This window comes from Lacticaseibacillus hegangensis, assembly GCF_003946465.1.
Taxonomy (GTDB): domain Bacteria; phylum Bacillota; class Bacilli; order Lactobacillales; family Lactobacillaceae; genus Lacticaseibacillus; species Lacticaseibacillus hegangensis.
Window position 1 is genome coordinate 39,137 of the sequence record NZ_RHOL01000007.1, and the last position, 16,685, is coordinate 55,821.

Below are 16,685 nucleotides of genomic sequence, written 5' to 3' on the forward strand. Positions count from 1 at the left end.
AGCGCAAAAAAACCGCAGATCAGGCGATCTGCGGCTGCTGAAGAAGGCGTTTTACTCGTCAGTTTCGATCAGGCCATAGCGGCCATCACGGCGCTTGTACACGATGCTGGTCCCGTTCGTATCAGCATCCTCGAAAATGAAGAAGTTATGCCCCAACATGTCCATCTGCAAAATGGCCTCTTGGGAATCCATCGGTTTCAACGACACCCGCTTGGTCCGGACCACCGTCAATTCATCTTCGTTGTCATCGGTACTGGTTGGTGCAGGTGTGCCCTCAGGCGCCACATCAATTGGCGCAAAGCCCTTTTCACGCGACTTGCGGTTGATCTTGGTCTTATATTTCCGGACCTGACGCTCCAGCTTATCAGTGACCAAATCGACACTGGCATAAAGATCAGGGCTGGTTTCCTCGGCCCGCAGAGTCAGGTAAGACAATGGGATGGTCACTTCGACCTTGGCGGTTTTATCCTGATAAACCTTCAAGTTGACATGCGCGATGGCCTCGACTGAACTTTCGAAGAACTTGTTCAGCTTGCTGATCCGCTTCTCAACATAACTGCGAATGGCATCAGTGACTTCGATGTTTTCGCCACGAACGTTGTATGTGAGCATAAAACTTCTCCCCTTTCATCCGTGCAAACTCGTTGCACACAGGCAAATTGGCTCTGATAAAGCCCTTTCACCCTTCGTCTTTATTATATCGAACTGAAAGCGGTGAAACAAATATTTATCTGATCAGCGACCGACTGATCACCTCGCCTTCAAAACCGGCCGCTCGCAGCGCCGCCTTGGCGTGGTACAGGGTCCGCCCGGTGGTGTATAGATCGTCAAGCAGCACGATGCGGGGCGGCACCTTGGCGGGTAAATGAGCGGTAAAACTTTGCCTGGTGAGCAGTCGCTCTGCCCGCGTCTTCTGCGCCTGAGGGACTGGGGTGTCGGCCTTGGTCAGCCACAGCGCCAGCGGCAGATGACCAAACAACCCCAGCACGGGATCGAATCCGCGCCTTGCATAGTGCCCTCGCTCGCTTGGAATCGGCACCAGGGCCTGGTTTTCGCCAACTACTTGGAGCACATCAGCGAATGCGCCATGCAGATGGTAATCACCCAGGCCCTTGTACTGCTGAATAAAATCCTTCATCGGTGCGGTGTAGCGAAACCACGCCCGGTGATTAAGCAGCTGCTCTCCCTGCGCCTTCCAGCGCCGGCAGTCCTGGCAAAGGCTGGGGGAATCGGCGCGACCGCAACCGGGACAGACAGTCTGCTGATCGATCTGATCAAAGCGGGCAAAGCAGCGCCGGCACAATTGCGCCAGTCGCAGCGGCCGCGCATCAAGCAGGCCAGAGAGCCCCGGATCATCTCGCAGGGGCTGATGGCACAATAGGCAGTTCATGGTGTGCGCCTGTTCATCATCGTGATTTCATGACGCGCTGCTAGCATGTTCAAGGTGATGTGCCCGCCCACAAACCACACCGGATCGTCGGGGCTGGCCTGGCTGCGGCCTGCGCGCCCAGCCATCTGGATCAGCCCACTGGTACTGAACTGCCGGTCGTCTGCGGCCAGCACCAGCACCGCGCAGTGCGGAATCGTCACCCCTCGCTCCAAAATCGTCGTGGTGAGCAGGACCGCCACCACGCCATCGCGAAACTGCTGAACTTTTAATACCCGCTCCGGATCTTCGGCGTGGACCGTCTGCACCGTGTACCCGGCTTGGCTCAAGGCTTGCGCAAGCGGCAAAAGCCAATCAATGCGCGGCACAAACAGCATGCACTGACGGCCTGTGAGTTGCGAAAGCAAGTGCAAAACAGTCTTGGGAGCCCGTTTTGGCACCCCTTTAAGCGCGGCGACGAGCAGGTGCGGCACTGGCAGCGGAAAGCCATGAAAGCGCCGCACCAAAAAGCTGACACCGATGGTGCCAGCGCGTGCGGCCTGCTTTAACGCGCGCGGCGGGGTCGCACTGAGAAACACGGTCGGACCGCGGTTGGCCTTAGCCACGGCGGCGGCCAGCATTGGCGTTTGACTGTACGGAAACGCGTCCACCTCATCGACGATCACCAGGTCAAAATGCTGATAATACCGCAGCAACTGGTGGGTGGTCCCCACTACCAGGGGGGCAGGTGCCACGGGCCAAGGCGCACCGCCGTATTGCACCGCCACGGGGGTCTCGGCAAAGGCGGCTTGAAGCCTTGGGGCCAGCTCAAGCACGACATCGATCCGCGGTGTCGCGACGGCCACCCGGTGATGTTCGGCAAGCTCATGGGCAATGAGCGGAAAGAGCATCTCTGTTTTGCCCGCCCCTGTCACCGCCCACAACAGATGGTCGCGGCCTGCCGAAACCGACGCCACTGCGGCCTGCGCGGCAGCGTTTTGGGCAGGTGTGAGCGAACCTGCCCAAGTCAACTTGCCGCCCTCACCAGGTCCGCTTGGGAACCGAAACAGCCGCGTCGTGCTGGTGACCCGGCCAAGGCCGATGCATGCTCGGCAGTACGTGCGCCCATCCGGCAGTTGGTGGCGCGTGCGCTGACCGCAGCGCTGGCAAACCCCATCGACAATGCCGAAGACGACCTCAGCCTGTGCTAAACTGGACGCAGCGATACCAGCGTCTGCGACTTCTTCATCAATCAGTTGCATCCCACTTGGAATCATTGCTTTCACCTCAAAAGGAGATTACGCCATGACAGCCGATTATCACACGTTGACTCGCGCCGCAGAGGCGGAGCAGGTGATCAAAAAATCTCGCTTCATCTGCGCGGTGGCGCCGATCAAAAGCGAAAAAGACGCACAGGCCTTCATCGCCGCCGTCGCTAAGGCGCATCCTAAGGCCAACCATCACGTCCCCGTCTACCTGCTGGGGGACGATGACCACATCCAGCGGGCCAACGACGCTGGCGAGCCCGCCGGTACCGCAGGAGTGCCAATGCTGCGCACGCTTCAGGAAATGGGGCTTCACGATGTGGTCGCCGTGACCACCCGGTACTTCGGCGGCATCAAACTGGGGGCCGGTGGGCTGATTCGAGCGTACGCCGGCAGCGTCACCGCAGCAGTCAAGCAGGCCGGCATCAGCCGGCGGCAAATGATGCGTGCGCTGACACTCAGCATGCCTTACGCCCAGCTCGACCGCGTGACTCACTGGCTGGGCGAACAAAGCCTCACCATCACCGCCACGGACTATCAGGAACAAGTCACCGTGAGCGTCGCGGTGCCTGCAGCCCAGGCAGAACTAGTCAGCCGCGACCTTGTTGATTTGACAGCAGGCCAGGTGGTCCCTCAGCTCGGTGCCCTCAGCCCCCTACTGATCCCACAGCCACAATAAAACCCCAGACAATGTTGAAATTGTCCGGGGTTTTCTCACTTCTCAGCGTCGTCGTCAGGCGCCTTGGGTTGAGGATTAATGATCTCCGTTTGCGTCTGGATTGGACTGTTTTTCACGCGGTCAACGGCTTTTAGCCGCATGGCCTTGGCATTCATGATTTGGTGCTTGGAAAAAGCCACAGTGCGCGGCACGCTGATGAACAGCGGCACGGTTTCTTCCACGACATTGGCAAATTCAAGACCGTACCAGTTGGCCGGGCTTGTGGTGATGTTTTGCAGCCACAGGCGTCCGCCGATCAGTCTGCGCTGCCAGCCGGGAATGTTCTCCGTCGTCAGCAGGTTCTGGGCCTGTTCGCGGATGATGACAAACTTGAAGTCGCCCACGTTGCGGTTCTTGACGGTCGTGTACTTCGGCGTCTGCGGGTCGATGACCTTGGCGTTCAGCAAATCGTTAATGATCTTGCGGATGTAGACATTCACGTGTTGCGACATCCGGAAGCCCAGGTAAATCTGCACTGAGATCACGTTGCGGGTATGCAGCATATCGACGGTGTAACGCATTTCGACCGGCTTATCCGTTTCGTTGACGGTGACAAACCAGTAGACTTTGGCGCGTTTGGGCCGCTTATCCAAGATTGAGTACAGCGTCGAACGCTTCAACCGGTATCCCTGCTTGACCTTTGTCATGTAAACCAGGTTTGTCGTGTAGGTTGGAATTGACTCATCCGCTGACAACTCGGTCAGCTGGTCGACGTAATCCGTCAGGACGACGTACTCACTTTCGTCCTGGTAATGCTCTCGAATCTTATTGCCGAAGTACCAAACGACCATCATGGCCAAAATTAGCAGCATGATGAACAGTGTGATGTACCCGCCATGAAGGAACTTGACCATGCTGGCCACCAGAAAGACAAATTCAATCATCCCAAAGAACCCGGCCACCAGTGCCGCGTACAAACGGCGAATCTTCATGGACAGGAACTCGAACAGCAGCACGGTGGTCATCAGCATGGTAATGGTGATGGCAAGCCCGTATGCCGCCTCCATCGCTTTAGAGGTGCGGAAGAACCACACGACGCTCAAGGTGACTAGGCACAGAAACCAGTTCACAAACGCGATGTAAATCTGACTGCGCTCAGTTGAGGGGTGCTTGATCGCCATCCGCGGCAAAAACTTCAGGCCAACGGCTTCGTGGACCAACGTGTAAGAGCCGGTGATCAAGGCCTGGGAAGCGATAATCGCTGCCATCGTGGCCAGTACGATGGCAAACGGCCGCAGCCCGCTGTTCAGCATCGTGTAAAAAGGGTTCAGGGTCGCCATCCCGGCGAATGCAGGATCTTGGTAGTGGCCAATCAGCCAAGCGCCTTGCCCAAAATAGTTCAGCATCAAGCAGAGATAGACAAATGGCCAGGTCGCGTAGATATTGTATTTACCCACGTGCCCCATGTCTGAGTAGAGCGCCTCAGCCCCGGTCGTGGCCAGGAAAATGCTCCCGAGCAGGAAAATGCCGACTTTATTCGCCGGTGAAAACAAGATCCGCACCGCGTAAACCGGATTCAGAGCCTTGATGATCTCCAGGTGCCCCGTCATGTGAGTCAGCCCTGCAATGCCAAGAAACAGGAACCAAATCAGCATGATGGGACCAAAGGCATTGCCTAATTTGGCGGTGCCAAACCGTTGGATCATAAATAAGGTCAGCAAAACGACGCTGGTGATGACCAAAACAACCAGCTGGGAGTTGCTGAAGACGAAACTGCCAAAGCGCTGATTTTTCAGGCCTTCAAGGGCGGTGGTGACCGTGACCGCCGGCGTCAAGGTGCCGTCGGCCAGCAGGGCCGCGCCGCCAATCAAGGCAGGAATTGCCAACCAGGCGCCGCGCCGGCGCACCAGTGCATAAAGTGCAAAGATCCCGCCTTCACCGTTGTTATCAGCCTGCATCGCCAGCACCACATACTTAATGGTGGTGAGAATCATCAAGGTCCAAAAAATCAACGACACTGACCCGATAATGTAATCCGGCGTCAGCGCGCCCACTGAGCCTGCGTCCGCAATGATCGCATTCATGACGTAGAGTGGAGAGGTCCCGATGTCGCCGTAAACGATCCCCAGTGTGATCAGCATGCCGACCAGTGACGCTTTTTTCTTCCGTGTCATTATTCTCTCCTTAGCAGCGGCGAACTGCCCGCCGCGTCTTAAGTGACTGTACGAAATGATAATCCATTTCAGGGGGCAGCGTCAACTGAGACCCAATGGCGTCAAAAAAGCGGCCGCCATCGGGGGATGACGAGCCGCTTTTGGAATCCGGTCACTTAGCGTACTCAACGGTGCGCTTTTCCCGAATCACGGTCACCTTAATGTGACCAGGATATTCAAGTTCTTTCTCAATGCGGTTGCGAATCTCGCGAGCCAAAACCACCGACTGCTCATCAGTTAGCTTATCCGGCTGAACGATCACGCGAACCTCACGGCCGGCCTGAATCGCATACGACTGCGCCACACCGTCGAACGAGTTAGCAATGGCTTCGAGCTTTTCCAGCCGGTGGAGATAATTCTCCAGCGATTCGGAGCGGGCCCCGGGCCGCGCCGCCGAAATCGCGTCAGCCGCTGCAACCAACACCGCGATGACCGAAGTCGGCGCAACGTCGCCATGATGCGAGGCAATCGTGTTGATCACGACTTCTGGTTCTTTGTACTTTGTGGCCAGCTCAACGCCGATCTCAACGTGAGACCCGCCCACTTCACGGTCCTGAGCCTTACCAATATCATGTAATAATCCTGCGCGTCTCGCTAAGTTGACATCTTCGCCGAGTTCTGCCGCCATGATTCCAGCCAGCTTGGCCACCTGAATCGAGTGATCCAGGACGTTCTGCCCATAGCTGGTCCGGAAGTGCAAGCGGCCCAAGATCTTGATCAAGTCGGGGTGCATATTATGAATCCCGACATCAAAAATTGCCTGTTCCCCGATTTCACGAATGCGTTGATCCATTTCCTTGCGCGCCTTGTCGACCATTTCTTCAATGCGGGCAGGATGAATACGACCGTCCTGAATCAGTTTTTCAAGCGCCATCCGGGCGATTTCACGCCGAATCGGGTCAAACCCTGACAACACCACCGCTTCCGGTGTGTCATCGATGATCAAGTCGATCCCTGTCAGTGTTTCCAAAGTCCGGATATTGCGACCCTCACGGCCGATGATTCGACCCTTCATATCGTCGTTCGGCAGGGTAACTGTCGTGACCGTCGTTTCGGCGACCACATCAGAGGCACTGCGCTGGATGGCATCGGCGATGAGCGACTTGGCCGTGCGGTCAGCCGTCTCCTTCGCCTCATCTTCACTTTCTTTGATCAGTGTGGCGCGTTCGTGCGCCAGTTCAGCCTTGGTTTCAGTGAGGACCTGGTCTTTCGCCTGCGCCTTGGTCAGGCCGGCGATACGTTCCAGCTCCTGCTGTTGTTTCAAAATAGTGGCGGTAATGTCTTCTTTTTTGGCATCCAATTGCTGCTGCCGGGCGTTTAATTCGCTCTCGCGCGCCGTCAGACTCTTTTCCTTTTGGTCAAGCGTATCATCACGGCGATCCAGCGCCTCTTCACGCTGCAAGACGCGATGTTCCGATTGCTGGACCTCACTGCGCCGATCCTTGAGTTCGGCTTCCACCTGAGTTTGGTACTGGTGGGCCTTTTCCCGCGCCGAAACAATTTTCTCTTTCTTGAGCGTTTCGGCCTCTTTTTTCGCGCTCTCAATGATTCCAGCAGCACTGTCATGTGCTTGATCCAAAGTCCGCTCATGGCTTCGTTTCTGAAGCCAGTTGCCAATCAACAATCCGAGCACCAAAGCGATGACGGCGAGGATCACTGAGAGCAAAATTCCTGAGCTCATCTTTTCACCTCCGCATCATCAAATGGTTTCACGATGCTATTAATATTTACAATTTGACACAATGTTGATTGTAGCGGTTAGGGCCTGTGGTGTCAACTTGATGAAAGCGCGTCAACCCTACGCAAAAGCGGGTTTGCCAACGTGGCAGACCCGCTTCAAAAAAGGTTTAACCGGTGATTTAACCTTGTTTTTCAGTCGCTTGCAGAAAACGTAAGAGCGTGAATAAACCGGCTTTGACCGCGCGCCCGCGCACGGCGGCCCGACTACCCGGGAAATGATGCAGGGCCGCGACGGCCGGCTGACCTTTAGCGGCCAACCCGATCCATACCGTCCCCGCCTCGATGCCGTCGCTCGGCCCAGGCCCGGCGACCCCCGTGAAGCTGATCGCCACGTCAGCTGAGGCCTGCTTGAGCGCCCCTTCCGCCATCGCCTTGGCGGTGTACTCGCTGACGGCACCGGCCCGGTCGATTGCACTCTGATCTAGCTGCAGAAACTTGGCCTTGGTGCGGTTGGCATAGGTGACAAAGCCGCCTTTGAACCACGCCGAAACCCCGGGAATGTCGGCCAGCGCCGCTTGAAAGGCCCCTGCGGTTAAGCTCTCCGCCGCCGTCACCGCCACCTTCTCACGGGCCAGAGCGCGGACCACCTCGGCGGCCAAACTGTTATTGTCGCCATAACCGTAGAAGAACTCGCCTAGCCGCGCCTGCACCGCGCGTTCAAGCGGATCCAGCAGCGCCGTGGCGGCCTGCTCTGATTTGGCCTTGGCCGTCAGACGCAGCGTCACCTCGTAAGGCTTGATATAGGTGGCCAACGTTGGGTTGGTCTGCGCGGCGATGAGGTCCGCCAGCTCAGTCACCACCTGCGACTCACCAATGCCAAAGAAGCGCAGCACCCGCGACACCATCACCTCGCCTTCGCCCTGACTTTTCAGCAGCAGCGGCACCAGGGCGTTTAACACCATCGGCTCAAACTCACGCGGCGGCCCAGGCAGCAGCACGTAGGTCCGCCCCTGCTGTTCCAGCACGGCGCCAACAGCTAGGCCGACGGCATTTGTCAGCACCGTTGCCCCGGCCGGATACATGGCTTGCAGGCGATTGTTGGCAGTCATTTCGTGGTGCTGCTGCTTGGCGTAAGCCTTGAGCTTGGCCATCGCCGGTGCGTCTTCGACCAGCGCCACACCGAGGTGCTTGGCCAGTGTCTGCTTGGACAAGTCATCGGGTGTCGGCCCCAGCCCGCCCAAGACAAAAATCATGTCCGCACGGCTTTCGGCAAGCGCGATTGCCGCCTCCAGCCGCTCGGGATTGTCGCCAACGACTTGCTGATTAAGGCTGTCGATGCCCAGCTCGCTGAGTTGCTTGGCCAAAAACGCCCCATTCGTGTTGGTGATTTGGCCCAGCAGCATCTCCGTTCCGACTGCGATCAATTCTGCGTTCATAACATTGGTCCTTTCTGTCCGTACAGACAACAAAGCCCGCAGTAAGCTGCGGGCTGCAAGTTATTTACCAAAAGAGTCGGCGAAGACCCCACGATTTTTGTAAAAGTATTCGATTCCTGAGTACAAGGTGAAGAGCACAGCGAGGTAAAACAGAATTTCACCCAAGGGGAAGCTCAGCCCGAAGTTATTGAGAAACAGGCAGATGATGGCCAAGTCCTGGGTGACGGTCTTGATCTTACCCGGCCAAGCCGCGGCCAGCACCTCGCCTTCGTTGGACAGCAGCAATCTCAGTCCCGTTACAGCAAGCTCCCGCCAGAGAATGACTGCAGTGCCCCAGGCCGGCACGATGCCAGCTGCCGTGAGAAAGATGAAGGCGGTCATCACCAGCAGTTTATCCGCCAGCGGATCGGCAAATTTACCAAAATTCGTGACCAAGTGGCGTGCCCGAGCGATTTTACCATCGGCCAAGTCGGTGAGGGTCGCCGCGATAAAAATGATAGTGGCAACTAGGTACGACCAAGAGAGCTGGCTCGCGCCAACGGCAAAACTGCCCGCCGGCCAGCCCATGACCAGCAAAATCGTAAAGACCGGGATCAGGATTATCCGAAGCATCGTTAATTTGTTTGGTAAGTTCACTGCACGTTCCCACTTTCTGACGAGCTGCTTGATGCGGCCGTGAAGGTCACCGTCCGCACGACACTAGTTGTGGTCGTGCCCAAGTCAACCTTTTTGTCGTTCAACGTGATGGTCGTTTTCGGCATGTTGCCGGAGTTGACAGCAAAACTGGTCGTGCCGTCTGGCAAGTCTACCGTGTGCTCACTGCCTGGCTGAACCGTCCCCTGCCAGGTCACCGCATTGTTGACGTAGACGGCGACCCAGGCTGCAGCATCAGTGGCCGCAACTTTGATGGTGTTGCCACTGGCCGGCAGATTAGTGACCGTGGCGGTCTGTCTTGTCGTGGAGACGTCAGCCACCGCGATCTTCAGGCTGCCGTTCTTCTTGCTTGATTTTTTCGTCTTTTTACTGCTTGACTTTGCCTTACTGGACGTCGAGCTGGCCTTTTGACTGCTGCTGGACGCCTTCTTGCTGCTAGAAGCCTTTTTGCTACTCGAGACCGACACATTGTCGTTGGTCGGAATCGTCTCTTTCGGCTGGGTGCTTGAGTAATGCCACATCACCAGGTAGGCCCCCACAATAATCACAATCGCGAGTGCCGCGATGGCAATGGGCCAGGCATGCTGACGCAGCTTATTGACTGGTGAGTTTTCTGCGGTCCGTTCGCTGCGGGTCCGGTTTTCAACCGATTGTTCAACATATTCCTGAGGCTGTGTGTCAGGAATGTCTTGCTGAAATTGTGTCAGCAGCGCGTCGGCATCAAGGCCAACCGTCTCAGCGTACTGCTTGATAAATGCCCGGACGTAGAAATCGCCTGGAAGCGCGTCAAAATTGCCCTCTTCGATCGCGATCAAATAACGCTTTTGGATCTTGGTGATCTGCTGAAGGTCGTCAAGGGTATAGCCCTTTTCAATTCTGGCGGTACGCAGTTTTTGCCCAATTTCGTCCATTTGTTTTCTTCACCCGCTAGTTTATTATTGACTGTTTTCAGTATAGCATGAATAAACTGCTACATGAATTAAGAAATAGTTGCGTTGCTAACGCAGCCAACCGCCCGTCACATATAGTGTCTGGCCGGTGAGATAGGCCGCTTCTTGACTGCATAAACTGGCCACATAGTAGCTGATATCTGCAGGCGCCGCAAACCTGCCCGCCGGGATCTCCGCTTGCACGGCGGCAAGAGCAGGCGCATCAAACATTTTGTTCATCTTGGTGGCAACGGCCCCAGGCGCCACCACGTTGACGGTGATGCCAAGGCTCGCGACCTCTTTGGCGTAAGCCCGCACAAAGGCGGACTGCGCCCCCTTCACTGTGCTGTATGCCACTTCCATGGCGGAGCCTGACCCACCGTAAACCGAGCCGATAAAAATGATCCGGCCATGACCTGAAACTGACAATTTAGCCTGGAGCTTAGTTAGCAAAACCATCGGCGTCAGTAAATGAACCTGCATCAAGGTGGTCAGCTCGGGCACAGTCGTTTCCTGGAACAGGTGGTAGTAAGTCATCCCCGCTGCAAAAATTACGGCGTCGACACTGAACAGTTGATCCGTCAGCTGGTCAAGATGCATTTCATCGGTCAGATCGTACTGCACTTTCAGAAAATCTTGTTTGGGATAAGCCGTGGTCAACTCGGCCACCAACGCGGTCACTGGCGCCTCGTGCTGGTCGTAGTGGAGATACAGCGACCACCCCTGCGCCGCCAGCCGCTTGGCACACGCGCCACCGATGTCACCACTGGCCCCGATAATTAATGCAAAACTCATGCTTGAGCCTCCGGACGAACGTGAAAGACGGAAACGGCGTCTACATCGAAGAAACTAGCCGCGACCCGTTTGACGTCATCGAGGGTCAACGACTTCAGGGTCTCGACCACTTCAAACGCGTTTAAGGCGTTGAAGCTCTGAGACGACAGCTGGTTGGCCGTTTGCTCCAAGGAGTTCAGGGACATGTAATACTTACCCAAGGCGGCCTGGAGGATCCGCTGAAAGCGCGCCTCAGTGAGGGCGGGCTGATCCGCGCCGCGGGCGATCACTGAAGCGACCGCATCGGAGAATGCGGACGGATCGTCGGCATCCCCGGTGATCGTCGCGTAATTGAAGGTGCGACCAGCGATGTAATCCGCCGCGAAGGAGTCGTCCACCAGCCCGTCGTCGTACCACTTTTGATAAAGCGGCGAGGAGTCGCCAAAAATCATCTCCAGCAGCACCTCAATGGCCAGCTTATACTTGGTGCCTTCAAGATCCCCCTGCGCATCAATCTGGCCCTTGATACCGATGGCACTTTTTGGTCGGATCACCGGCAAATCTGCCGCCCGGTAAGGCAAAATGGTGCTGAGGTCGCCGTCGAAGCCGACGCCGCGCACGATTGGCGTAGCCGGCGCAAAGGTCTTGGCCGCTTGGTTATCGGCAATGTGCGCGAGGACGCGCTCAGGGTCAAAGTTACCCACCAGTGTCAGGGTCATGTTGATTGGCTGATAAAAGGTGCGATAGGCCTGATATAGCCGCTCCGGGGTGATCTGCGCAATCGAGGCGATGGTCCCGGTCACGTCTCTGGCCACCGGATGATTCGGGTACAAATTTCCCAAGATCCCGTAGTACAACAACCAGCCGGGATCATCTTGGTACATCTGGATCTCCTGGCCAATAATGCCGCGCTCTTTGGCCACCGTTTGGTCGGAGAAATATGGCGCCTGAACAAAATCCAGCAGCGTCGTCAGGTTCTCAGTCAGCTGAGTCGACGTCGAGAACAAGTACGCGGTACTGGTCGCGCCGGTAAACGCGTTAGCTGAGGCGCCGGTTTGCCCGAACAAATCAAACGCGTCGTGATCCTCCTTCTCAAACAGCTTGTGCTCGAGAAAATGAGCGATGCCTTCCGGGTCCTCTACCATTTCAGTAGCCCCGGCCGGCTGGTAGCGCACATCAATGCCGCCGTAATCGACCGCAAAAAGCGCGTAACTTTGATGATACGCTGGCCGCGGAACAAGCAGCACGCGCAGCCCATTAGCCAGCGTCTGCGTGACCAAGGTTTCTTGGACGGCCGGATACTCGGTTTGATTCAATGCCATTAGTTGGCCTCCTGTTCGTCCAAAAAGTACACGGCTTGCAACTTCATTGCCGCGGCCGCAGCCATCACTTCCTGTTTAGTGACAGCCGTGATGGCTGCGGCATAAGCCGCATAGCCAGGCTGGTGGGTGGGCACCAGCGCGTGAAGCAGTTCCTGGCGAGCCAAAAACTGCGGAGAATCATAAGCAGCCTGGCGGGCATTGAGCAAGCCCTCTTTGATGTGTGCTAACAGGTCAGCCGAAAACGCACCGGCTGCCACTTTGGCCAACTGATCTGCAATCAGCTGCTGCACTTGATCGCGGTTCACAGCATCGATACCGGTTTGCACCATGCTGAACTGGCGAAATGGCTCAAACATCGAACTGGCATAATAAGCCAGACTCGCCTTTTCTCGCACATTGGTAAACAGCAGTGAAAGCGGCGAACCGCCGAACAATTCGTTTGCGACCACATTGGCGTAGAATTGGCGGCCGTAGAGGTCACTCGGCGTGGTGTAGGCTAAATTGAGCTTGGCCTGGTTAACGTGGGCCGAGGCGGTTTCTTGCCGCACCGGCACGTCAGGCTGGCGATAAATCAGCGCAAAGGCGAGCTCAGGCCGTGGGGCAAAGCCTAACTGCTTAGCAAGTGGGACCACCTGCTCTTCGGTCACATCACCGAGCACCACAATTTCAATTTGGTCGTGACTTAGCATATCCTGATATACCGCCATCAGCCGCGCCTGAGTGACTGCTGTCAGCTGCCTTAGGGTCCCAAAACTCGGCGTAGCCTGCGCATCGTTGCCCTGGAAGTACAGACGCTGCGTCGCCAAACTTGCCTGCAGCTGCCGATCCTCGTCCATACTGCCCAAATAGGCCGCTAGGTTCTTTTGTTCCCGGTCGAAGACCTCGGGATCAAACTGATTGCCAACCAGTTTTGGCTCTAACAGCACCTCGTGAAGCAAGTCAAACCCCTGCGCCAACAGCGGTACCTGTGCGAGCTTGTCAGCCACCAGGTTCAAGGTGGCAGTGACGCGGTGGACTGCACCGGTTTTAGCCACACCGATTCCAAAGCTGGCCCCGAACATTGTTTCAAGCGCGGCGGATAGGTCGGACTGGGTCGGATACTTGGCGGAACTGGTTTCCAGTACAGAAGTCAGCAGCGTCCGTGCCGCAAAATCCTGCGCCCTGGCCGGCGCGATGAAATGGATCGCCACCCGGGTGGTTTTAAACTGATTCGTCGACAGGACGTTCAAAAAAACACCACTAGCTAATTGAATTCGCATAAAAACTCCTTAACTCTCCCCTTTTGGCTGGTCCGGTTGGATAAAGACCTTCCGCGGCTTGCTGCCTTCGCTCGGGCCAACGACGTGGTTGGCTTCAAGGTCATCGATCAACCGCGCAGCGCGGTTGTAGCCGATGCGAAAGCGCCGCTGCAGCAGTGACGTTGACGCGGTCTGCTGCTGAATCACAAACGCCTTCGCCTCGTCGTACAACTCGTCTTCCGAATCCCCGGCGGCGGCCGCTTCCGGCTCGTCGCTTGGCGTCATGTCCTCAACATATTCCGGTGCCACCTGATCGGTGATCGACTGGACCACCGCTTCAACGTCTTCTGAAGAAATGTAGGCGCCCTGAATCCGCAGCGGCTTGGCCGCGTCAATTGGGGCAAACAACATGTCCCCGCGCCCAAGCAGCTTCTCGGCCCCGTTCATGTCCAAAATCGTCCGGGAATCGACGCCAGACGAAACCGCAAAGGCGATGCGCGACGGGAAGTTGGCCTTGATCAGGCCGGTGATCACGTCAACACTTGGCCGCTGCGTCGCGATGATCACATGGATCCCCGCCGCCCGGGCCATCTGGCCCAGACGCACCAGTGCGGTTTCGACCTCAGTTCCTGCGACCATCATCAAGTCAGACAATTCGTCCACGATCACGACAATCAGCGGCAGCGGCGGCAAATCAGGATCGTCGGCGGTCTTCGCCTTTTGATTGTACTCGCCAATGTTGCGCACCCCGGCGGCCGCGAAGCGCTCATAGCGGTTCTCCATTTCCTTGACCACTTTATTCAAGGCCGACGGGGCCTTTTTGGCCTCGGTCACAACTGGCGTAAGCAGGTGCGGCACGCCGTCGTAAACGGACAGTTCCACCTTTTTCGGATCGATCAGCATCAAGCGGACCTGGTCCGGCTTGGTCGTCATTAGGATGCTCGTGATGATCACGTTGATCATCACCGATTTCCCTGAACCGGTTGCCCCGGCGATCAGAAGATGCGGCATCTTGGTCAGGTCGAACGTCTTGACTCGCCCGTCCACGTCCTTGCCCAGGGGAATGACCAGCGGTTTCCCCGGATGCGCCGGCGTTTTCTCCAGCACTTCTCGGAATCCGACCGTGGCCACCTGCTGGTTGGGCACTTCAATGCCGATCAGCGACTTGCCAGGGATTGGCGCCTCAATGCGAATATCCTTCGCCGCCAGCGCCAGTGCCAGATCATCAGACAGGTTCGTGATCTTGGACACTTTCACCCCAGTGGCCGGCTGAATCTCGTACTGAGTGATGCTCGGCCCGAGCGTCGCCTGTTTGACCGTCACGTCAACGCCAAAAGAGCGCAAGGTCTCACTGAGTTTGACTGAGTTCTTCCGAATCTTGGCCGTCTCCGCCGATTGGTCGGTCGCCGGAATCGGCGTCAGCAGGCTCATCGGCGGCATCACGTAATCACCGCTGGCGCCAGTGCTGGTGTCGAGGGGCTGCTCTGCATCTGAAGCCGCCTGTTTATCCTCGGCCAAAAGCTCAGTCTGGGCGGCTTCTGAGTGCGGCACGTTGATTTTAATCTCTTCCTGCCGCTGGGCCACTGGCTTGGGGAGATCTTTACCGGCCGCATGTTCAGTCTCCGCCACAGAAGGGGCCACAGTACTTCTGACCGCTGGCTGATCGGCTGGCGTCTCCGCAGGCTTTGGGGCCTCGCGCTTCGCCGCGCGCTCCTGGTGACTTTGGTCAAACTGGTTGCGCAACCCGGCAATCGCCTCGCCGAGCTTGGCGGCAAACCAGTGACCGGCCGCAAATACCTGTGCTGGCTTGACGCCTGCCAAGGCTGCCACCCCGATCACGATGATCAGCCAGAATAAAATCATGGCGCCGATTTCGGCTAGCAGCGGCGCGAAGAGGTTCAACAGCCCCGCACCCAGCAGGCCCCCGCCGACGCGCGACGTCGTGGCTTGCAGGGCAAAGTCGCCCTGAAGCAGCCGCCAGGTCGCCAGGAAAAAGTGGGTGTGCACGCTTTGTGCCGCCATCGCACTGCCCGACAGCACCCCTAAGGCGCCAAGGCCAATAAGGCCCCCGCCCCAGCTTAGGCGGGCGGTGGGCCGCAGCGCTTTGCCGGAGACAATCAACCAGGACCCGTACACCGCGACTATCGCTGCGCCAAGCAGATAGGCATCCCCAATCACCAACCGGAAGCAGTTGGCAAGGAAGGTCCCAATGATGCCGAGTCTAAAGAAGGCCAACGCCGCCACGACAAATAACCCGCAGCCAACCCAGTTTAAGGTGTGGTCAACTTTGCGAGTGCGGGGTTTACGTTTGGTTGTTGGTTTTCGCTTGCTGGTCGTCCGCCGCTGCGCCATGAATTGCCTCCTTCGAATCTACGCTTCATTATACACGAGGCTTTCACGAATAGAAAAAAGCATGTTAACGCCAAGCGCTACTTCAACTTGTCATGAGGGTATACATGGCTGCGCTCCAGGCCCGCAAAGCTTTGCTGGCGCAGTGCCTCGTAGATGACAAGCGCGGCACAGTTGGACAGGTTCAGCGCCCGCACCTTATCAGTCATGGGAATCCGCACCGCCTTTTCCGGGTTGGCGCGCATGAACGGCTCAGGCAGACCGGTGGTCTCTTTGCCAAACATGAAGTAGTGATCCACGCTGGTGTCGCTGTAATCAACATCGGAATAAGTCTGCTCGGCGAACTTGGAAACGAGGTACAAATACTGGGGGTCCTTTACGGTTGCCATGAACGCCTCAAGCGAGTCATGGTAAACAATCTTGACTGACGCCCAGTAGTCAAGGCCGGCACGCTTGAGGTGCTTGTCGTCCACGGCAAAGCCCAGCGGCTTGATCAGGTCCAGCACGCTGTCGGTCGCCGCCGCCGTGCGCGCAATGTTGCCGGTGTTGGCTGGGATCAGCGGTTGATAAAGCACAATATGATTCGTCATGTCACTTACCTCCACAAAAAAACGCACCACCTCGGTGACTGCACGGCGAGACGGTACGTTAGTTAAGTTTTTCATCGCTAACTTTTATCAATTTCCCAAAAGCAAGCCCTGATAAAAGCCAGAAATAAAAATGCTTAAGAGTAATTTAACACCGATCACCAACCGGTGCAAGGCCTCTTCAAATATTTAGCGCTTTCAAGATACTTCCCTT

15 protein-coding genes are annotated in these 16,685 nt (G+C 56.8%); 2 read left to right on the plus strand and 13 right to left on the minus strand.

From position 1 onward, the window contains the following. Positions 1 to 51: 51 nt before the first annotated feature. Together hpf and EKM86_RS02965 are read right to left on the minus strand one after the other, a co-directional pair. Positions 52 to 612, minus strand: coding sequence for a ribosome hibernation-promoting factor, HPF/YfiA family (gene hpf, locus EKM86_RS02960; RefSeq protein WP_125755031.1), 561 nt, complete (start codon positions 610 to 612; stop codon positions 52 to 54). Between the two features lie 115 nt (positions 613 to 727). Further along, complete coding sequence (locus EKM86_RS02965) at positions 728 to 1,138, minus strand: ComF family protein (protein ID WP_225419340.1); 411 nt, start codon at positions 1,136 to 1,138, stop codon at positions 728 to 730. Between the two features lie 27 nt (positions 1,139 to 1,165). Here EKM86_RS02965 and EKM86_RS12320 point away from each other — a divergent pair, with 27 nt between their 5' ends. Beyond that, positions 1,166 to 1,381, plus strand: a complete 216-nt coding sequence (locus EKM86_RS12320; protein ID WP_164506142.1) for a hypothetical protein — start codon at positions 1,166 to 1,168, stop codon at positions 1,379 to 1,381. 5 nt (positions 1,382 to 1,386) lie between these two features. Here the strand turns inward: EKM86_RS12320 and EKM86_RS02970 are convergent, their stop codons facing one another. Continuing rightward, entirely contained in the window at positions 1,387 to 2,643 is a 1,257-nt protein-coding gene (locus tag EKM86_RS02970; protein WP_125755077.1) for a helicase-related protein, read from the minus strand. A gap of 28 nt (positions 2,644 to 2,671) precedes the next feature. On the opposite strand from EKM86_RS02970, the gene EKM86_RS02975 reads away from it, so the two are divergent. After that, complete coding sequence (locus EKM86_RS02975; RefSeq protein WP_125755032.1) at positions 2,672 to 3,310, plus strand: YigZ family protein; 639 nt, start codon at positions 2,672 to 2,674, stop codon at positions 3,308 to 3,310. A 35-nt stretch (positions 3,311 to 3,345) separates the two neighbouring features. Here EKM86_RS02975 and EKM86_RS02980 read toward each other — a convergent pair whose 3' ends face one another. From EKM86_RS02980 to EKM86_RS03025, 10 genes are all read right to left on the minus strand, one after another. Continuing rightward, complete coding sequence (locus EKM86_RS02980) at positions 3,346 to 5,463, minus strand: KUP/HAK/KT family potassium transporter (RefSeq protein ID WP_125755033.1); 2,118 nt, start codon at positions 5,461 to 5,463, stop codon at positions 3,346 to 3,348. Positions 5,464 to 5,614: 151 nt separating this feature from the next. Then, positions 5,615 to 7,183 carry a ribonuclease Y gene (gene rny, locus EKM86_RS02985; protein ID WP_125755034.1) on the minus strand — a complete coding sequence of 523 codons (1,569 nt, stop codon included), beginning with the start codon at positions 7,181 to 7,183 and terminating at the stop codon, positions 5,615 to 5,617. Positions 7,184 to 7,361: 178 nt separating this feature from the next. Further along, positions 7,362 to 8,618 carry a competence/damage-inducible protein A gene (locus EKM86_RS02990; protein ID WP_125755035.1) on the minus strand — a complete coding sequence of 419 codons (1,257 nt, stop codon included), beginning with the start codon at positions 8,616 to 8,618 and terminating at the stop codon, positions 7,362 to 7,364. Positions 8,619 to 8,678: 60 nt separating this feature from the next. Continuing rightward, positions 8,679 to 9,254, minus strand: a complete 576-nt coding sequence (gene pgsA / locus EKM86_RS02995; protein ID WP_125755036.1) for a CDP-diacylglycerol--glycerol-3-phosphate 3-phosphatidyltransferase — start codon at positions 9,252 to 9,254, stop codon at positions 8,679 to 8,681. Continuing rightward, positions 9,251 to 10,183 carry a helix-turn-helix domain-containing protein gene (locus EKM86_RS03000; RefSeq protein ID WP_125755037.1) on the minus strand — a complete coding sequence of 311 codons (933 nt, stop codon included), beginning with the start codon at positions 10,181 to 10,183 and terminating at the stop codon, positions 9,251 to 9,253. Before EKM86_RS03000 ends, pgsA begins: the two co-directional genes overlap by 4 nt. Positions 10,184 to 10,270: 87 nt before the next feature. Continuing rightward, complete coding sequence (gene ymfI, locus EKM86_RS03005) at positions 10,271 to 10,996, minus strand: elongation factor P 5-aminopentanone reductase (protein WP_125755038.1); 726 nt, start codon at positions 10,994 to 10,996, stop codon at positions 10,271 to 10,273. Further along, positions 10,993 to 12,297: an EF-P 5-aminopentanol modification-associated protein YfmH gene (gene yfmH, locus EKM86_RS03010; RefSeq protein ID WP_125755039.1), complete on the minus strand. Its 1,305-nt coding sequence runs from the start codon at positions 12,295 to 12,297 to the stop codon at positions 10,993 to 10,995. The genes ymfI and yfmH overlap by 4 nt, the downstream gene beginning before the upstream one ends. After that, positions 12,297 to 13,556 (minus strand): EF-P 5-aminopentanol modification-associated protein YfmF, encoded by a 1,260-nt coding sequence (gene yfmF / locus EKM86_RS03015; protein ID WP_125755040.1) that lies wholly within the window; start codon positions 13,554 to 13,556, stop codon positions 12,297 to 12,299. The genes yfmH and yfmF overlap by 1 nt, the downstream gene beginning before the upstream one ends. A gap of 9 nt (positions 13,557 to 13,565) precedes the next feature. Then, on the minus strand, positions 13,566 to 15,887 hold the full coding sequence (locus EKM86_RS03020; protein WP_125755041.1) for a DNA translocase FtsK: 2,322 nt from the start codon (positions 15,885 to 15,887) through the stop codon (positions 13,566 to 13,568). Positions 15,888 to 15,964: 77 nt separating this feature from the next. After that, complete coding sequence (locus EKM86_RS03025; protein WP_125755042.1) at positions 15,965 to 16,474, minus strand: tRNA (cytidine(34)-2'-O)-methyltransferase; 510 nt, start codon at positions 16,472 to 16,474, stop codon at positions 15,965 to 15,967. Between the last annotated feature and the right edge of the window lie 211 nt (positions 16,475 to 16,685).